Source organism: Vreelandella sp. 2A-K22 (genome assembly GCF_054065485.1).
On sequence record NZ_JBSUGC010000002.1, the window covers coordinates 252,270 to 270,123 of the forward strand.

The 17,854-nt window shown below is 56.0% G+C and carries 15 protein-coding genes; all 15 read left to right on the plus strand.

Annotated elements, in window-relative coordinates:
* Positions 1 to 32 precede the first annotated feature (32 nt).
* The 15 genes from rsmH to lpxC all read left to right on the plus strand — a co-directional run bounded on the left by rsmH (position 33) and on the right by lpxC (position 17,780).
* Positions 33 to 989, plus strand: a complete 957-nt coding sequence (rsmH, locus tag ACW17M_RS03485; protein ID WP_041158055.1) for a 16S rRNA (cytosine(1402)-N(4))-methyltransferase RsmH — start codon at positions 33 to 35, stop codon at positions 987 to 989.
* A gap of 8 nt (positions 990 to 997) precedes the next feature.
* Complete coding sequence (ftsL, locus tag ACW17M_RS03490; RefSeq protein ID WP_022523909.1) at positions 998 to 1,333, plus strand: cell division protein FtsL; 336 nt, start codon at positions 998 to 1,000, stop codon at positions 1,331 to 1,333.
* Complete coding sequence (locus tag ACW17M_RS03495; RefSeq protein ID WP_027959095.1) at positions 1,330 to 3,036, plus strand: peptidoglycan D,D-transpeptidase FtsI family protein; 1,707 nt, start codon at positions 1,330 to 1,332, stop codon at positions 3,034 to 3,036. The genes ftsL and ACW17M_RS03495 overlap by 4 nt, the downstream gene beginning before the upstream one ends.
* 17 nt (positions 3,037 to 3,053) lie before the next feature.
* Positions 3,054 to 4,547, plus strand: a complete 1,494-nt coding sequence (locus ACW17M_RS03500; RefSeq protein ID WP_233974834.1) for a UDP-N-acetylmuramoyl-L-alanyl-D-glutamate--2,6-diaminopimelate ligase — start codon at positions 3,054 to 3,056, stop codon at positions 4,545 to 4,547.
* Positions 4,547 to 5,899: a UDP-N-acetylmuramoyl-tripeptide--D-alanyl-D-alanine ligase gene (locus ACW17M_RS03505; RefSeq protein ID WP_457546913.1), complete on the plus strand. Its 1,353-nt coding sequence runs from the start codon at positions 4,547 to 4,549 to the stop codon at positions 5,897 to 5,899. Before ACW17M_RS03500 ends, ACW17M_RS03505 begins: the two co-directional genes overlap by 1 nt.
* A 14-nt stretch (positions 5,900 to 5,913) precedes the next feature.
* Positions 5,914 to 6,996 (plus strand): phospho-N-acetylmuramoyl-pentapeptide-transferase, encoded by a 1,083-nt coding sequence (gene mraY / locus ACW17M_RS03510; RefSeq protein ID WP_022523905.1) that lies wholly within the window; start codon positions 5,914 to 5,916, stop codon positions 6,994 to 6,996.
* Positions 6,997 to 7,068: 72 nt separating this feature from the next.
* Positions 7,069 to 8,457 carry a UDP-N-acetylmuramoyl-L-alanine--D-glutamate ligase gene (gene murD, locus ACW17M_RS03515; protein ID WP_457546914.1) on the plus strand — a complete coding sequence of 463 codons (1,389 nt, stop codon included), beginning with the start codon at positions 7,069 to 7,071 and terminating at the stop codon, positions 8,455 to 8,457.
* Positions 8,454 to 9,635 carry a putative lipid II flippase FtsW gene (ftsW, locus tag ACW17M_RS03520; RefSeq protein ID WP_457546915.1) on the plus strand — a complete coding sequence of 394 codons (1,182 nt, stop codon included), beginning with the start codon at positions 8,454 to 8,456 and terminating at the stop codon, positions 9,633 to 9,635. The genes murD and ftsW overlap by 4 nt, the downstream gene beginning before the upstream one ends.
* A 33-nt stretch (positions 9,636 to 9,668) precedes the next feature.
* Complete coding sequence (gene murG / locus ACW17M_RS03525; RefSeq protein WP_161463445.1) at positions 9,669 to 10,766, plus strand: undecaprenyldiphospho-muramoylpentapeptide beta-N-acetylglucosaminyltransferase; 1,098 nt, start codon at positions 9,669 to 9,671, stop codon at positions 10,764 to 10,766.
* Between the two features lie 17 nt (positions 10,767 to 10,783).
* Positions 10,784 to 12,229: a UDP-N-acetylmuramate--L-alanine ligase gene (murC, locus tag ACW17M_RS03530; RefSeq protein ID WP_041158156.1), complete on the plus strand. Its 1,446-nt coding sequence runs from the start codon at positions 10,784 to 10,786 to the stop codon at positions 12,227 to 12,229.
* Positions 12,226 to 13,167 carry a D-alanine--D-alanine ligase gene (locus ACW17M_RS03535; RefSeq protein WP_457546916.1) on the plus strand — a complete coding sequence of 314 codons (942 nt, stop codon included), beginning with the start codon at positions 12,226 to 12,228 and terminating at the stop codon, positions 13,165 to 13,167. Before murC ends, ACW17M_RS03535 begins: the two co-directional genes overlap by 4 nt.
* Before the next feature lie 40 nt (positions 13,168 to 13,207).
* Positions 13,208 to 13,921, plus strand: coding sequence for a cell division protein FtsQ/DivIB (locus tag ACW17M_RS03540; RefSeq protein ID WP_457546917.1), 714 nt, complete (start codon positions 13,208 to 13,210; stop codon positions 13,919 to 13,921).
* 313 nt (positions 13,922 to 14,234) lie between these two features.
* Positions 14,235 to 15,524, plus strand: a complete 1,290-nt coding sequence (gene ftsA, locus ACW17M_RS03545; protein WP_022523899.1) for a cell division protein FtsA — start codon at positions 14,235 to 14,237, stop codon at positions 15,522 to 15,524.
* Between the two features lie 34 nt (positions 15,525 to 15,558).
* On the plus strand, positions 15,559 to 16,734 hold the full coding sequence (gene ftsZ, locus ACW17M_RS03550) for a cell division protein FtsZ (RefSeq protein ID WP_022523898.1): 1,176 nt from the start codon (positions 15,559 to 15,561) through the stop codon (positions 16,732 to 16,734).
* Positions 16,735 to 16,868: 134 nt separating this feature from the next.
* Positions 16,869 to 17,780 carry a UDP-3-O-acyl-N-acetylglucosamine deacetylase gene (gene lpxC, locus ACW17M_RS03555; protein ID WP_009286396.1) on the plus strand — a complete coding sequence of 304 codons (912 nt, stop codon included), beginning with the start codon at positions 16,869 to 16,871 and terminating at the stop codon, positions 17,778 to 17,780.
* Positions 17,781 to 17,854: the final 74 nt, after the last annotated feature.

Consider the following 17,854-nt stretch of genomic DNA (forward strand, 5'->3'; position numbering starts at 1 on the left):
ACGCTGTCACTATCATTTTGTGTGAGAAAAACATGCCTTCTCCTGACGCTGAACAGGTTGCTAACTGCTTTCGCCATACCAGCGTACTACTGGAAGGTGCTGTCGATACTCTGGTGCACGATGCGCGAGGCGTCTATTTAGATGGCACCTTTGGGAGGGGCGGTCACTCACGCTTGATCCTTGATCGTCTGGATGCTCAGGGCCAGCTGCTTGCGATGGATCGCGATCCCCAAGCGATTGCCGCGGCCGCTGACATAGACGATCCACGCTTTCAGATTGCCCAGCGAGAATTTGCTCAGCTCGCCGAGTTTGCCCGTGAACAGGGCGTATTTGGCAAGCTTTCCGGTGTGTTACTCGATGTTGGCGTGTCGTCGCCTCAACTAGATGACCCCGAGCGCGGCTTCAGCTTTATGCGCGATGGCCCGCTAGATATGCGTATGGATCCTACCCAAGGGCAAAGTGTGGCTGATTTCCTGGCCCGGGCCAGTGAAGCAGACATTGCCTACGTGTTTAAAACCTACGGCGAAGAGCGCTATGCCAAACGTTTGGCCCGCGCTGTGGTCACTCGCCGGGTCGAGAAGCCGTTTACCCACACGGTGGATTTGGCCGAGGTATTAAAAGTAGCCCACCCCGCCTGGGAAAAGGGACGCCATCCTGCCACCAAAGCGTTTCAAGGGCTGCGTATTTTCGTCAACGGCGAGCTGGAGCAGTTAGACAGTGCTTTAGACGCCGCGCTAGAGGCGCTGGCACCTGGTGGTCACTTAGTGGTTATCAGCTTTCACTCGTTGGAAGATCGTCGCGTGAAGCGCTTTATTCGCCACCATGTCCGCGGCGATACCGACTTGCCGCGAGGGGTGCCGATTCGCGATGATCAAATGAATCGGCGTCTTGAAGCGCTAGGCAAAGGTGTGCGGCCAAGCGAGGAGGAAGTGGATGCCAATCCCCGCGCACGTAGTGCCGTCATGCGGGCTGCACGCAAACGGATGTAAATGTCATCATGAGCATGGATCGGATTGAGCAGTGGGCAACCACGCTACGCACCGAATGGCCTTTCAGGCTGCGTTTACGCGCCTGGCCGGTAGCTATTACGCTACTCTTTCTACTCTGCATGGCCTCCGGGCTGGGCGTGGTTGTCACTACCCATATGACGCGGGTTCAATTTGCTCAGCTGCAACAGCTGGAGCAAGAAGAGAACCAGCTGCAAACGGAGTGGGGACAACTGCTGCTCGAGGAGGGCGCATGGTCGACACCTGCCCGTATTGAACAAATTGCCACTGATCGCCTGGGTATGCGAATCCCCGATGTCCATGATGTTGAGGTGATTCGACCATGAGAAGCGAACGTCGAGGCGGTACCTCGCGTCAGGCGCCGATTGCCCCTCCGCTCGGCAGCGGGCGGTTCATGTTTATTCTGCTTGCGATTGGCTTGGCATCGGCTATTTTGATTGGTCGGATTACCTTGCTGCAGGTCATTGACCGTCCCTTTCTGCAAAGCCAGGGCGACGCGCGTACTCTTCGTCACGAAACTATCCCCGCCCACCGCGGCATGATTACAGACCGCAATGGCGAACCGTTGGCGATTTCCACTCCAGTGGTCACCCTCTGGGCCAATCCGCAAGAACTGCCCGACGATGCTATACAGCGTGTAATGCTGGCCCAGGCGCTGGGTATGACGCTGGGTGACTTTGAGGCGCGGGTAGCGCGCTTCAGCGAGCATGAGTTCATGTATTTACGTCGTCAGATGACCCCCGCGGCGGCCCAGCAGATTCTAAACCTGCGCACGCCCGGCGTTTACCCGCAGCGTGAATATAAACGCTACTATCCCGCTGGCGAGGTCGCCGCCCAACTGCTGGGGGTAACCAACGTTGACGATGTCGGTCAGGAAGGCCTGGAGCTTGCTTATCAGCCTTACTTGGCGGGGCGACCTGGTCAGCGGCGGGTCATTAAAGATCGCCGCGGGCGCCTGGTGCGTGAGCTGGGCGTTATTGACGAAGCCCAGCCGGGGGGCGAACTGACCCTCTCTATTGATCAACGCATTCAATATATGGCTTACCGGGAGCTGCGCGCCGCGGTGGTTGAGAATGAGGCCGATGGCGGCGTGCTGGTGATGATGGATGCCCGTACGGGAGAGGTGTTGGCTATGGCTAACTTGCCCTCCTACAACCCTAACAACCGAGCGGGGCTTGATCCGCGTGGGTTACGTAATCAGGCGTTGGTCGATGTATTTGAGCCCGGTTCGGTGATGAAGCCGCTGGCCATGGCTGCGGTGTTAGAAAGTGGCGTGGTGGACCGCGACGCTGTGGTCGATACCTCGCCCGGTTGGATGCGATTGGATCAGTTCACCATTCGCGATTTCCGTAATTATGGCGAACTGGATTTGGCTGGCATTCTGGAACACTCTTCGAATGTGGGGATGTCCCGACTAGCGCTGCGGTTGAGCGATACGGCGATTTGGGAAAAGTATAACCAGTTAGGGCTGGGGCAGGCACCCGGAACCGGTTTTCCTGGCGAGTCCACTGGCAGCTTACCGGCGCCGGTTCGCTGGTCGCGCAGCGAGCGGGCGACGCTCTCCTACGGTTACGGCCTATCCGTGTCAGCGGTGCAGTTGGCGAGTGCTTACACGGCGCTAGCCAATGATGGCGTGCGTTTGCCGCCTTCGCTGTTACGCCTTTCTGAGCCACCCCAAGGCATCCCCGCGATAGAGCCCACGGTTGCCAATGACCTGTTGCGAATACTGGAAACTTCCGTTGCGGCCTATACCGGCGGGCGGCGAGCTCGTGTCGAGGGTTATCGTGTTGGCGGAAAAACGGGCACGGTGCGCAAAATAGGCCAGCAGGGCTATACCACCGATGCCTACCGCAGCGTTTTTGCCGGTATTGCGCCTATTTCCGACCCGCGTATTGTCACAGTGGTAATGATTGATCACCCCAAAGCAGGCGAATTTTATGGCGGCGCTGTTGCCGCACCGGTTTTTTCCAGCGTGACGGGGAATGCTTTACGCTTGCTGGACGTCCCGCCGGATCACGAGGCGGAGTAGTTTTTTAAGGAGATGGCATGACGCTGAGTCCAGGCGAAATATTAACGGCGCTCGCGAAAGTATGGCCCAAGTCACCACTGCCCGCTGACCTGCCCAAGCTGCCGGATCAGGTGCGCATTGAAATGAATTCGCGCAAGCTTGCCAAGGGCGACATTTTTGTGGCCGTGCCTGGTAGCCAGCGTGACGGACGCGATTTCATCGAGCAAGCCCTTGAGGCTGGGGCTTCGCTTGTTTTAGCGCAGGGGTCTCACGGCGATGTACAGCTTGAGGGGCGGGTGTTGAAGCTACCGCATTTGTCGTCGCGCTTAGGCGAGCTAGGTAGGGCACTGTACCAGGTGCCTAGTGATCTGGAAGTCATTGCGGTGACCGGTACCAATGGTAAAAGCTCTGTTACTCACTATATTGCTGCCCTCAGCGAAGCGTTGGGAATACCTGCGGGTCTTGTCGGCACCTTAGGCGTGGGGCGTCCTGGCGAACTGAGCGATAGTGGCTTAACCACGCCTGGCCCCTTGGCGCTACAGGCGACGCTGGGTGAGTTGGCCCAACAGGGGGTGAAGCGCGTTGCCCTCGAAGCCTCTTCCCACGCTCTGGATCAGTACCGGTTGGAAGCGGTCAACGTTAGTGTAGGGGTGTTTACCAATCTGACCCGCGACCATTTAGATTATCACGGCAGCATGGCGGCCTATGCGGCCTCGAAAGCCAAGCTGTTTCGCCGTTCTGAGCTTAGCTTGGCGGTGGTGAATGGTGATGACCCTTTGGCGCGCTTAATGCTGGCTGGTTCTAGTAGCCGCGTACGTGTGCTGGCCACTGGGCAAGACGAGGCCGTTACGCTGCGGGTGCTGGACTGGCAGGCGTTCGAGCAGGGGCAGCAGGCGATGATTGCGACCCCCGATGGCGAGAAAATGCTGCGCTTAACGTTAATGGGGCGCTTTAATTTAGATAACGTTCTGCTAGCGATGGCTGTGCTGTATGGGTTAGGTGAATCCCTCGATGCGCTGTTTGATGCAGCGACAACACTTTCTCCGGTGCCGGGGCGTATGGAGCGCTATGGCGATGTGGACGCCCCCAGTGTGGTCGTGGACTATGCCCACACACCGGATGCCCTACAGAGTGCCCTTCAGGCGCTACGTGCTCACTTGGGGGACGCGGGTAAATTGTGGTGTGTGTTTGGCTGCGGCGGGGAGCGTGATACGGGTAAGCGAGCCGAGATGGCCCGGGTCGCCGAGCAGTTGGCAGATCGCATCGTTGTCACTGACGATAATCCGCGGAATGAATCCGCCGCGCAAATCCGTGAGCAGATTCTGACCGGGTTCTCAACCGCTGTGCAGCCGATTGAAATTGCTGAGCGTCGCGAGGCCGTAGTAGCGGCTATTCAACAAGCTGGCGCCCAGGATGTGGTGCTGATCGCCGGGAAAGGGCATGAGGCGTATCAGGAGATACAGGGGGTGCGCCATCCTTACGCCGATAGCGAAGAGATTCAACGCGCTTTTGCTCAGCGGAGAGCGCAGTAATGCATTGGGCTCTTGGTCAAGTGGCCGCCGCGCTCGGCATCGAAGCGCCATCAGGCAGTGCACAGTTAATCATTCACTCGGTTGTTACCGATAGCCGTAAAATTGAGCCTGGCTGCCTGTTTGTCGCGTTAAAAGGCGTCAATTTTGATGGCCACGATTTTGTCGAGCGTGCCCATGCGCTTGGCGCGGCAGCGGCGTTGGTCGACGCACCTGTTGCTAGCGACTTACCCCAATTGGTGTGTCCCGATACGCGCTTAGCCCTGGGATTGCTAGCCGGTGCACATCGGCGCGCATGGCACGGGCCCTTGGTAGCGGTCACCGGCAATAGTGGTAAAACCACGGTTAAGGAGATGTGCGCGGCACTGCTAAGGCCTTTGGGCGAGGTGTTAGCGACCGAGGGGAATCTGAACAATGATTTCGGTGCGCCGCTGACCTTATTGCGATTGCGCCAACAGCACAAAGTCGCCGTGATAGAGTTAGGCGCTAATCATCTGGGTGAAATCGCCTGGACGGCGCCGCTGGCACAGCCCGATATTGCGATTATCACCAATGTCACCGGCGCCCATGTGGGTGAGTTTGGCGGCATGGGGCAGATCGCCCAGGCGAAAAGTGAACTGCTCGCCGGGCTAAGCGAGCAGGGTACGGCCATATTGAACCGCGATGATCGCTACTACTCCTTTTGGGCTTCGCGTGCGGCCCCAAGGCGAGTGGTTAGCTTTGGCTTTCATCCCCAGGCAGATGTCAGCGCCTCAGCGCTTTCCTGTGATCCTCAAGGGCGGTATGCTTTCACGCTACTGCAGCATGGTCAGGCGCTGGGCCAAGTGCGTTTACCGCTACTTGGCAAGCATAATGTCAGCAATGCCTTAGCTGCGGCTGCCGCGGCATTAGCGCTGGGCGTGCCGCCAGAGCAGATCATTACGCGCGTGGGTGCATTGCAAGCGCTAGCGGGTAGACTAACCGTAGTGCCCGGTATGCGGGGGGGCAAGCTACTGGATGATACTTACAATGCCAACCCCGGGGCGGTCAAAGCCGCTCTGGATACGCTGGCAAGTTTCCCGGCTCCACGCTGGTGTGCATTGGGCGTAATGGGCGAGCTGGGAGACGAGTCGGCAGCGCTGCATGCGGACATTGGCCGTTACGCTGCAGAGCTTGGCATTGATCAGCTGTTGACGCTGGGCGACGCGGCACGCGCTGCCAGCGAGGCCTTTGGTCGTGGGCTGCATTTTAACGATCACGAGGCGCTAACGCGTCATGTCACTAATACTTTGCCGCCGGACACCACCTTGCTGGTGAAAGGGTCGCGCAGTGCGGGCATGGAACATGTCATTAATGCACTGCGTTCGGATAAATAAGGTAAACGCCGTTCATGTTACTTCACTTGGCGAATTTTCTGTCGCAGTACCAATCTGATTTTCAGGTAGTCAATTATTTAACCCTGCGCGTGATTCTAGGCGCTCTCACCTCATTAATGCTCTGCTTATGGCTGGGGCCATGGATGATCCGCAAACTGGTCGAGGGGCAAATCGGTCAATCCGTGCGTGACGATGGCCCTCAGTCCCATCTTTCCAAGGCGGGTACCCCGACCATGGGGGGAGCGATGATTCTGTTGGCCATTGCCATGAGTACCTTGCTATGGGGTGACCTAACCAATCTTTATATTTGGGTGGTGTTAGGCGTCACACTAGGTTTTGGTGCTATCGGCTGGGTCGATGATTACCGCAAAGTAGTGGAGAAAAATCCGCGTGGCTTACCCGCCCGCTGGAAGTATTTCTGGCAGTCGGTGGTGGGGATTGGGGCGGCAGTGCTGCTTTATTTGACTGCCTCAACGCCGGTCGAAACCAGCTTGTTAGTGCCAATGTTCAAAGAGGTCGCACTGCCGCTGGGCCTATTCTATATCGTGCTCACCTACTTAGTGATTGTGGGCAGTTCCAATGCGGTTAATTTGACCGATGGTCTGGATGGCTTGGCAATTATGCCTACGGTACTGGTGGCCATGGGCTTGTCAGTGTTTGCTTATGCCAGCGGCAATACGGTGTTTGCCGAGTATTTACATATTCCGTTTATTGCCGGTACCGGTGAGCTGGCGGTTTTTTGTGCCACCATTGCCGGTGCTGGGCTTGGCTTTTTATGGTTCAACACTTACCCCGCCCAGGTCTTTATGGGCGACGTAGGTGCCTTGGCGTTAGGGGCTGCGTTGGGCGTGGTGGCAGTGATCGTGCGTCAGGAGATCGTGCTGTTTATTATGGGCGGTATTTTTGTCATGGAGACGGTGTCGGTCATTCTTCAGGTGGGGTCCTATAAGCTTACCGGGCGGCGCATCTTTCGCATGGCGCCACTGCATCACCACTATGAATTGAAAGGTTGGCCTGAGCCGCGGGTAATCGTGCGTTTTTGGATCATTACCGTGGTGCTGGTGCTGCTCGGCCTCGCAACGCTCAAGGTTCGTTAATGAAAGTTCGTTGATGCAAATGGCCAAGAGTGGATCGACGGGTCGAGAGCATGAGGCGAGAGGAAGCCGGTGATGGTTCGAGTTGCTAAAGGATTAACGCTAGTGGTGGGGCTGGGGCTGTCGGGTCGAGCGATATGCCGCCATTTAAGCCGCTTGAAAGTGCCCTACATGGTAGCGGATACACGTGCCGAACCTCCGGGGTTGGATGACTTTAAAGCCGCTCATCCGGATGTTGAAGTTCACTGTGGCCCGTTAACGTCGCTGGATCTGCGTGATGTTGATGAGGTGGTGGTTAGCCCTGGTCTTGATCCGAGAATGCCGGGTTTGATAGAGCTGGCGGATCAACTAAACCCGCACACAGGTGAACCGATGGTGGTGGGCGAGATAGCCCTCTTTGTTCGCGCCGCTAACGCCCCCATCGCCGCTATTACCGGATCCAATGCCAAGTCAACAGTCACTTCGCTGCTGGGAGAAATGGCCGCTGCTGCCGGTGTTAATGCGGCGGTGGGGGGGAATCTTGGCACCCCTGCGCTGGATCTGTTGGCCAGCCATCCCGATGCCGCGCTCTATATCTTAGAGCTTTCAAGCTTTCAGCTTGAAATGACGCCCCATCTGAATGCCAGTTGTGCTGCCTTTCTGAACTTATCCGAAGACCACCTGGATCGCCATGGAGATATGCACGGCTATCGCACCGCCAAACAGCGTATTTTTATGGGTGCCGAGCACGCCGTGGTGAATGCCGATGATTCTAACACGTGGCCTGAGTATCCCGTTGACCAAGTGACTTACTTTACGCAAGCAGCCCCAAAGGGGGGCGAGTGGGGGCTGGCGCTTCACCAGAGCAAATTGACGTTAATGCAGGGCTCCACCCCTTGGTTGGCTATTGATGAGTTAAAAATGGCCGGCCAGCACAACTATCTCAATGCTTTGGCGGCACTGGCCATGGGGCAAGTGCTGGGCTTTGCGGCTGAGCCCATGTGCAGCGCGCTGCGGGAATTTAAGGGCTTGGTACACCGCAGCGAAGTGATTGCAGAAATTAACGGCGTCACCTGGGTTAACGACACTAAAGGCACCAATGTTGGGGCCACGCTGGCGGCGATTAACGGCATTGGCGCGACGCTGGAAGGCCGTTTGATTTTACTCGCTGGCGGGATTGGCAAAGGCGCAGACTTTACCCCGTTGGCCAAACCCTTAACAGCCTGCGCGCGTCACGTGCTGTTGTTTGGCAGAGATGCTCCGCTACTGGCCGAGGCGCTGCATGGGCACGTAACGACCCAGCAAGTTGACGATTTAACCCAGGCCATGCAGGCAGCGTTTGAACTCGCCCAGCCGGGTGACTGTGTGCTGCTCTCACCCGCCTGTGCAAGCCTGGATCAATTTGCCAATTACCCAGCGCGCGGCGAGGCATTTCGTCGCTGGGTGCTGGATAAAGCATCGACTACAGCCGAGGAAGCGCCATGAGTCGAATTCAGCGTCTGCGCACGGTGCTTACCACTCGGGATCTACCCTGCGACGTGTGGCTCATTGTAGCGGCGGTGGCCTTGGCGGGGTTGGGTTGGGTCATGGTCAGCTCGGCGTCGATTGGCTTGCTGGAAGATACCTATCACTACTCACGTCAGCACGGCGTTTTCCTGGTGCTTGCCATCATCGCCTGCGTATTTATGCTCTGTGTGCCGCTTGAAGTGTGGCGCCAAAACGCAGCGCTAATTCTGCTCGCCACTATTTTTCTATTGGTTTTGGTGCTGATTGTTGGTCAGGAGATCAATGGTAGTAAGCGCTGGATAGCGTTGCCGGGGCCCTTGCCGAGTTTGCAGGTCTCTGAATTTGCCAAAGTCGGGCTGATTTTCTATATGGCGGCGTTTATGTCGCGTTTTACCTACGATTTGCGTCGTCGAGCGTTCAGCATGTGGCGCCCTCTGGCCGTGCTGGCCGTACCGGTTGGGCTGCTATTTTTAGCACCTGATTTCGGCGGGATGGTGGTCTTTACCGTCTGCGTGATTGGCATGCTGATGATGTGCGGTGCCTCGCTGGTGCTGCTGGTTGGCAGCGGGCTGCTGCTCGGCTCCGGGGCGGTTGTAATGGTGTTGATAGAACCCTACCGGCTGGCCCGGTGGACCAGTTTTTTAGACCCCTGGGCCGATCAGTTTGCGACCGGCTACCAGTTAACTCAAGCGTTAATAGCCTTCGGACGGGGGCACGTCACCGGTACTGGCTTGGGTAACAGTGTGCAAAAACTGCATTACCTGCCCGAAGCGCATACCGACTTTATCTTTGCCGTAATCGCTGAAGAGTTGGGCATGATCGGCGCGATTATCGTCGTGCTGTTGTTCACGCTGTTTATTGCCCGCGCTATGTGGATAGGGCGCAAAGCTGAACTGGCAGGGCATCTATTTGGCGCTTATGTAAGCTACGGCATCGGCTTTGTCGTAGCCGCCCAGGCGTTTATTAACATGGCGGTAAGTTCCGGGCTGTTGCCGACTAAAGGGCTAACGCTGCCGCTGATGAGCTATGGCGGCTCTAGCCTGCTAGTGACAGGCGTAATGGTTGGGCTACTGCTGCGCACGGATGCTGAAACACGTCATCGCCCCCGACGCGCGTCCACCCCCTATAAATCGCGCCATGAACCGCGTTTATCGTAACGCTATGCCGCTTGGTGCTACCAGGAGTTTGATGTGACGACTAACGTTAGCCGACGAGTACTGATTATGGCGGGGGGCACCGGCGGCCACGTGTTCCCAGCCTTGTCACTCGCCAACGCTTTGCAGGCGCAGCAGGTCGACGTTGAGTGGTTGGGCAGTCCTAGAGGGATTGAAAACCGCCTGGTGCCCGAAGCGGGCATTAAATTACATACCATTGCGGTTAGCGGGCTGCGCGGCAATGGCTTGACGGGCTGGCTAAAAGCACCGCTAAACCTTAGCCGTGCGGTACTGCAGGCGCGTGCGGTTATTCGCGACTTCAAGCCTCATGTGGTGGTCGGCTTGGGTGGCTTTGCCAGTGGTCCTGGCGGGTTAGCTGCTTGGCTGACGCGCGTTCCTTTAGTGATCCATGAGCAGAATGCCGTGGCAGGCCTGACCAATCGCGTGCTGTCGCGACTCGCCAAGCGTACCTATGCCGCTTTCCCCGAGGCCTTTGGGGCGCGTGCCGACGTCATTGGCAATCCAGTGCGTGACGATATCGCCGCCTTAGGGAATACCCCAAGAGATGCGGAGAGCCTCTCTGCAAGGCCTCTGCGGTTGCTGGTGGTGGGAGGCTCGCTCGGTGCCGTCGCCCTTAACGAGCGCCTGGCCCCCGCGCTGGCAGCTCTGCCCATTGAGCGTCGCCCCCAGGTGCGCCATCAGGCGGGTAAAAACCGTGAAAAGACCACTGCTGAAAATTATCAGCAGCACGGCGTGAGCGCCGAGGTTAGCCCCTTTATTGACGATATGGCCGCTGCCTATGAGTGGGCCGACTTAGTGGTGTGTCGCTCAGGCGCCTTGACTGTCGCGGAGTTGGCTGCCGCGGCCAAGCCAGCGCTGCTAGTGCCGTTTCCTTTTGCCGTTGATGACCATCAGCGGATCAACGCCCAGGTACTCGTCAAGGCGGGGGCGGCCAAGTGCGTGGTTCAGTCTGAGCTCACCGTTGAGCGGTTAAGTGAATTTTTAAATCAATTGCTCGTCCCAAATACCCTGGCTGCGATGGCGGCGAATGCACGTCAGGCCGCCCATTTAGACGCCACAAAGCGCTTGGCTGAAGGGTGTTTGGCGATGGTGCCGTTAGGAGACTCTGCGTGATCGATTCAGACAAAACCATGACACCCTCACGTTCTGCCGCTGGCCCCGGCATGCGCCGAATTCGGCGACTCCATTTTGTCGGCATTGGTGGCGCAGGGATGTGCGGTATTGCCGAGGTGTTAGCGAATCAAGGTTACACCGTGAGCGGTAGTGATGCGAAAACCTCTTCGGTCGTGGAGCGGCTGCGGCAATGCGGTGTTGGTGTGGCGATCGGGCATGCCGAGGCCAATGTCGAGGGCGCTGATGTGGTGGTGGTGTCGAGCGCCATTGATGAAACCAATCCAGAAATACGCTGGGCCCATGAGCACCGCGTGCCGGTGGTGCGCCGGGCTGAAATGCTCGCTGAACTAATGCGTTTTCGTCACGGTATTGCCGTGGCGGGTACTCATGGTAAAACCACCACGACCAGCTTGACGGCAACACTGCTGGCTGAAGGGGGGCTCGATCCCACCTTTGTGATTGGTGGCAAGCTGACCAGTGCCGGTGCCAATGCCCGCTTAGGTGAGGGCGACTATTTAGTTGCCGAAGCCGATGAGTCCGACGCCTCCTTTTTGCATCTACAGCCGATGGTGTCGGTTGTCACCAATATCGATGCTGACCATATGGCGACCTATGGCGGCGACTTTGAACGGCTCAAAAGTACCTTTATCGAATTCCTACACAACTTGCCGTTTTATGGCTTGGCTGTGCTGTGTATCGATGACCCCCATGTGCGCGTGCTGTGTGAACAGGTGAAGCGGCAGTTCGTGACCTATGGGTTTGATAGCGATGCCGATTACCGGATTGTTGATTTTGCCCAGCGTGGCGGTGAAGTGACGTTCACGGCGCTACGCCCTGGTGGCGCTGCGCAGTTAAATGTCCGTTTGGCTATGCCGGGGCGCCACAATGCTCTAAACGCCATGGCGGCAATTGTGGTAGCCACCGATGCTGGTGTGAGCGATAGCGCTATTTTGAGCGGTTTGGCAGGTTTTGCCGGTGTTGGTCGCCGTTTTCAGGTGCATGGTCATTTCCCTGCACCCCAAGGGGGCGGCGATATCATGCTGGTGGATGACTATGGCCACCATCCTCGTGAAGTTGATATGGTCATTCAGGCTATTCGTGCAGGCTGGCCAGATCGTCGCCTAGTCATGCTTTATCAGCCCCATCGCTATAGCCGTACCCGCGATTTATACGAAGATTTTGTCAGGGTGCTTTCTCAAGTCGATACGCTTGTGCTGCTTGATGTTTACAGTGCCGGTGAAGCGGTTATTCCTGGTGCTGAAGGAAAAACCCTGGCGGGCTCCATTCGTCAGCGTGGCGACGTCGACCCACTATTTGTCGAGCATAAACACGAACTGCCTGCGCTGTTAACCAACGTATTGCGCCCAGGCGATATTTTAATAACCCAGGGCGCCGGTGATGTGGGTGGGATCTCCCTGCGCCTGGCCCAGGCACAGCTAGCGATGAACGAGGTGGATCTGTGAGTGTTGACGTAGCAACCCCCCAGTCTCTTGAAAAAGTCGTTGTCGTTTACGGTGGCACCTCTGCTGAACGCGAGGTGTCGCTGAAAAGCGGGTCGGCGGTGCTTGCGGCGCTGCAGCGTAAAGGTGTCAACGCCTGCGGCTATGATCCCCGCGACAACGGCCTAGTGGGCTTGGAACAACTGGCTCCTTCGCTTGTCTTTGTGGCTCTGCATGGCCGCGGCGGGGAAGACGGCACCCTACAGGGCGCGCTAGAACTGCTCGACATTCCTTATACCGGCAGCGGGGTGCTTGCTTCGGCCCTGGGGATGGATAAGCAGCGCACCAAGCAGGTATGGAGCGCAGTTGGGCTACCCACTCCGGAAAGTATTATGTTGGAGGCAACGGCGGAGTGGTCCGCCGTGGTCGAGCAACTTGGCTTGCCGTTGATTGTGAAGCCTGTGCATGAGGGGTCGACGCTGGGTATTAGCATTGTAAAAAGCCAGGCAGCGCTTGAAGCGGCTTATCACGAGGCGGCCCAGTTCGACGCCCGCGTGATGGCAGAGCGTTTTGTGGTGGGTGAAGAGTATACCGTTGCGCTGCTAGGTGATCAGGTGCTGCCGGCGATTCGTGTTGAAGTACCGGGTGGTTTCTACGACTACGAGGCCAAATATATCGCTAATACCACCCAGTATCACTTGCCCTGCGGTTTGTCGGCGCAACATGAGGCTGAGCTTGCATTGCTTTGCCAGCAGGCGTTTGTCGCTATCGGTGGAGTCGGCTGGGGCCGGGTTGATGTCATGCGTGATAGTGAAGGGCGTTTTTGGCTGTTGGAAGTCAATACGGTGCCAGGTATGACCGATCATAGTTTGGTACCTCAAGCGGCGGCTCATGCGGGCATTAGCTTTGATGATCTAGTGTTACGAATACTCAATACCGCAGGCGAGCAGTTCACAGCATGAGTAATGACCTGTTTAAAAGCGCCTTTTTAAAAAGTGCCTTATGAAAAAGCGTAACGCTTGGTTGGGAATTCTCCTGCTGGCGCTACTTATGGGAGCTGGCGGGCGGGCGCTTTGGCTGTGGCTGGATCGTCCGATTGAACGTGTGTCTATTCTCGGTGAATGGGAGTACGTCAGCGCTGACTACCTGCGTACTCAGTTGGCGCCCCTGGTGGTTGATGCCACCTGGTTATCAGCTGATTTGGGTGAATTACGCGACCGTGCACTGCAAGTGGGTTGGTTAAACGAAGTGCGCATTTCCCGTGAGTGGCCGAATGCACTGGTGTTTGAGCTGGTTGAACAGCAGCCTGTCGCACGCTGGAATGATGACTTCTTGCTTAACCCTGAAGGTGAGCCTTTCGCTTTTGCGCCATTATCACCACCTGCAGGTTTACCCGATCTCGCTGGCCCTGCTGGAAGCAGTGAAGAAGTGCTGGATTATTACCACCGGTTAAAACTTCACTTTGAACAGTTATCGTTGAATCTTACTCAACTTCGTTTAGAGCCGCGCGGTGCCTGGCGGCTACAATTAAACGATGGCGCTTGGGTGATGTTAGGTCGGCGTCAGCATGAAGTGCGCTTAGCACGATTGTCGGCTTCATGGCAGCGTGAGTTGTCGTCTCTTGGCGATCAGATTCGTTATATTGACCTGCGCTACCCTAACGGTGTTGCTGTTGCTTGGCATGGAGAAAGTGAATTTACGGTGCAAGATGAGTAGCTCTTCTATTACTTGATGCAAATAAGGTGTAAAAGTGAGTGGTTGCCATCGTTGAAAAAGCCAGTAATCGGCTTTAAATTGCTACCCAAGCCTATTATTGTGGATTTGTACTAGTCGTATTGCGACTATTGTTTCTATACTATGGGCCAGAAGCGGGTTAAATAGTTTTTAATTTCGACTATTGGTACTTAGCGATTGTCTGAAAAGCAGCACTGATTATTTTGGGTAGCACGCTTTCAATGTTAAGCGTTAGATTAAGCGCCACCCTATTTATATTTATTTTTAACAATGACGCAAGGAGATTTCCCGACTCATGGCAGGCTCACCCAACGCATCCAATATGGTGGTCGGGCTGGACATTGGAACGTCCAAGGTCGTCGCGATAGTCGGTCAACCTACCGACGACGGCGGAATTGAAATTGCAGGTATTGGTTCGCATCCTTCGCGTGGCATGAAGCGTGGCGTAGTGATCAATATTGAATCGACTGTGCAGTCTATCCAGCGCGCCGTTGAAGAAGCAGAATTAATGGCCGGTTGTGATATTCACTCGGTATACGTTGGCGTGGCAGGCAGCCATATCAGTTCAATGAACTCGGATGGCGTTGTCGCTATTAAAGAGCGTGAGGTAACGCCCTCCGATATTGAACGTGTGATTGACTCCGCGCGGGCGCGTGCCATCTCTGAAGGCCAGCGAGTGCTGCATGTGCTGCCCCAAGAGTTCTCGATTGATGCCCAGGGGGGCATTCGTGAGCCGCTTGGCATGTCCGGTGTGCGCTTGGAAGCACAGGTGCACTTAGTGACAGCCGCATTAAACGCGGTGCAGAATATTGAGAAGTGTGTGCGCCGCTGCGGTCTTGAAGTTGATGCTATTATCTTAGAGCAGCTCGCCTCTAGTATGGCCGTGCTGACTGAAGATGAGCGTGAACTGGGCGTCTGTATGGTCGACATTGGTGGTGGAACCACCGACATGGCTATTTTCAGCGAAGGCGCCATACGCCATACGGCGGTGATTCCTATCGCCGGGGATCAAGTCACTAACGATATCGCCATGGCGTTGCGAACACCCACGCAGCACGCTGAAGAGATCAAAGTTAAATACGCTTGCGCGCTAACCCATTTAGCCGCCAGCGATGAAATGATTAAAGTACCTAGCGTAGGTGATCGTCCAGCGCGTGATCTATCGCGCCAAGCGCTTGCTGAAGTGGTAGAACCACGCTACGAAGAGCTATTTACGCTAGTGAGAGACGAATTGCGCCGTAGTGGCTATGAAGACATGGTGGCTGCTGGGATAGTGCTTACCGGCGGTACCTCGCGCATGGAAGGGGTTAGCGAATTGGCAGAAGAGATTTTCCATATGCCCGTTCGTATCGCATGTCCGCAGAATGTAAGAGGTTTGGCGGACGTCGTTTGTAATCCCATTTATGCGACGGGCGTTGGTCTGCTGCATTATGCCTTGCAGGAAACGCGTCATGGGCAAGGTCTAAGAAGCCACGGGGGAGTGGTTGCAGCCCATAAGGGCCGTAACGAGCTTGCCCGGCGTGATATCAAGGAAGACCATTCGGCGCTGGCAAGAATTAAAGGCTGGTTCAAAGGAAATTTCTGACAGGGCCGCAAGCGCGGTTCAGGAGACGGGGCTTATGTTCGAATTGGTAGATAACGCACCCTCGAGCAGTGCGGTCATCAAAGTGGTTGGCGTTGGCGGCGGTGGCGGCAATGCTGTTAACCACATGGTCGAAAGCAATATTGAAGGCGTTGAGTTTATCTGCGCCAACACGGACGCCCAGGCGCTGAAACGCTGTGCAGCGAAGACGGTGTTGCAATTGGGTAGCGAAATCACTAAAGGATTAGGCGCAGGTGCCAATCCCGACGTGGGCCGCCAAGCCGCAATGGAAGACCGCGAACGCATTGCGGAATTGCTGGTCGGTGCCGATATGGTCTTCATCACTGCCGGTATGGGCGGTGGTACGGGCACAGGGGGTGCGCCGGTGGTTGCCCAGGTCGCCAAGGAACTGGGGATTCTCACCGTTGCGGTAGTGACGCGCCCCTTCCCCTTTGAAGGGCCAAAGCGTATGCGCGCTGCTGAAGAGGGCATGAAAGAGCTCTCTGAGCATGTGGATTCGCTGATCACTATTCCTAACGAAAAATTGCTTTCTGTGCTGGGCAAGAGTGCCACGCTACTGACGGCCTTTAGTGCGGCGAACGATGTGCTGCTGGGGGCTGTTCAAGGTATCGCAGAACTGATCACTAGCCCGGGCATCATCAACGTCGATTTTGCTGATGTGCGCACCGTTATGTCTGAAATGGGCATGGCGATGATGGGTACCGGTGGTGCCACGGGTGAAAATCGTGCTCGCGAAGCCGCCGAGAAAGCGATCCGCAGCCCGCTGCTGGAAGATATCGACCTTCACGGTGCACGCGGTATCTTGGTCAACATTACTGCAGGCCCCGATTTGTCGATCGGCGAGTTCAACGATGTAGGCGCTACCGTCCAGGAGTTTGCGTCTCCAGATGCCACCATTGTCGTCGGCACCTCCATTGATATGGAAATGTCCGACGAGCTGCGTGTCACTGTTGTTGCCGCCGGCTTGGACGGGCAAAAGCCTAAGGCGGCCGCGCGCGAGCCTGCCCGTCGGTCAGCTGCAGAGTCCTCGGATTACCGCAAGTTGCAACAGCCAACGGTAATGCGTCAGCAGGCAACAGCACGCGCTGAAGCACCCGAAGCGGCCGCAAAACCGCGTCCTGAAAAGCGTCGCGCTTCCGAAGCCGATGACTATCTGGACATCCCCGCGTTTCTACGCCGCCAGGCGGATTGATTCTCGCTATCAGGCTCATTGCAACAGCGAGCGAGCGTTTTATTGGCTAAAACGCTCGTTTGCTGTTAAAGTGAACACTGTTTGATAACTTTTCCCCTGCGGTTATTACCGTCATTAGAGCTCGGCTACTATCCATGATCAGACAACGCACCCTACAAAACGTCATTCGCGCCACCGGAGTGGGCCTGCATTCTGGCAAAAAAGTCCACTTAGCTCTGCGTCCGGCGCCGGCCAATACTGGGATTGTGTTTGTTAGAACCGATCTGGATCCCGTTGCGCACGTTCCCGCACGGGCAGAATTGGTTGAAGATACCAAGCTATGTACTGCTCTTGTGTTTAACGGGGTCAAGGTAGCTACCGTTGAGCACCTGATGTCGGCCTTTGCTGGGTTGGGTATCGATAACGCCTATGTGGATGTTAGTGAACCTGAAGTGCCTATTATGGACGGCAGTGCGAGTCCATTTGTGTTTTTAATCCAATCAGCGGGAATTTTAGAACAGGATGCTGCGAAGAAATTCATTCGCATCAAGCACCGTGTAGCGGTGACCGATGGCGATAAAGAAGCGGTGTTCTTACCCCATCAAGGGTTCAAAGTCTCCTTTGCAATCGACTTTGATCATCCTGTTTTTGAGCAGCAGAAACAGACCGCGTTGATCGATTTCTCGACCACGTCCTTCGTTAAAGAAGTTTCCCGTGCACGTACTTTTGGATTTATGCGTGACTTAGAGTTCTTACGCTCTAACAATCTGGCGCTAGGCGGAAGTCTAGACAACGCCATTGTGGTGGATGATTACCGCATCGTTAATGAAGGCGGCCTGCGCTACGAAGATGAGTTTGTTAAGCACAAAGTATTGGATGCTATCGGTGACTTGTACCAGCTGGGTTATAGCCTGATCGGCGAGTTCCGTGGGGTGAAATCTGGCCACGCACTCAATAATCAGCTCTGCCGCGAATTGATGGCGCAGCCCGATGCCTATGAAATTGTCACCTTTGAAGAGGAAAAGGCGGTTGCGCCGATCTCTTATGCCGCACCTGCAATGGCGTGATGTAGCTAGGCTTCGCTTTTTATATTAGCGCTTTTTTACTTTTTGATTCATAAAGCATCGCTTAGGCGGTGCTT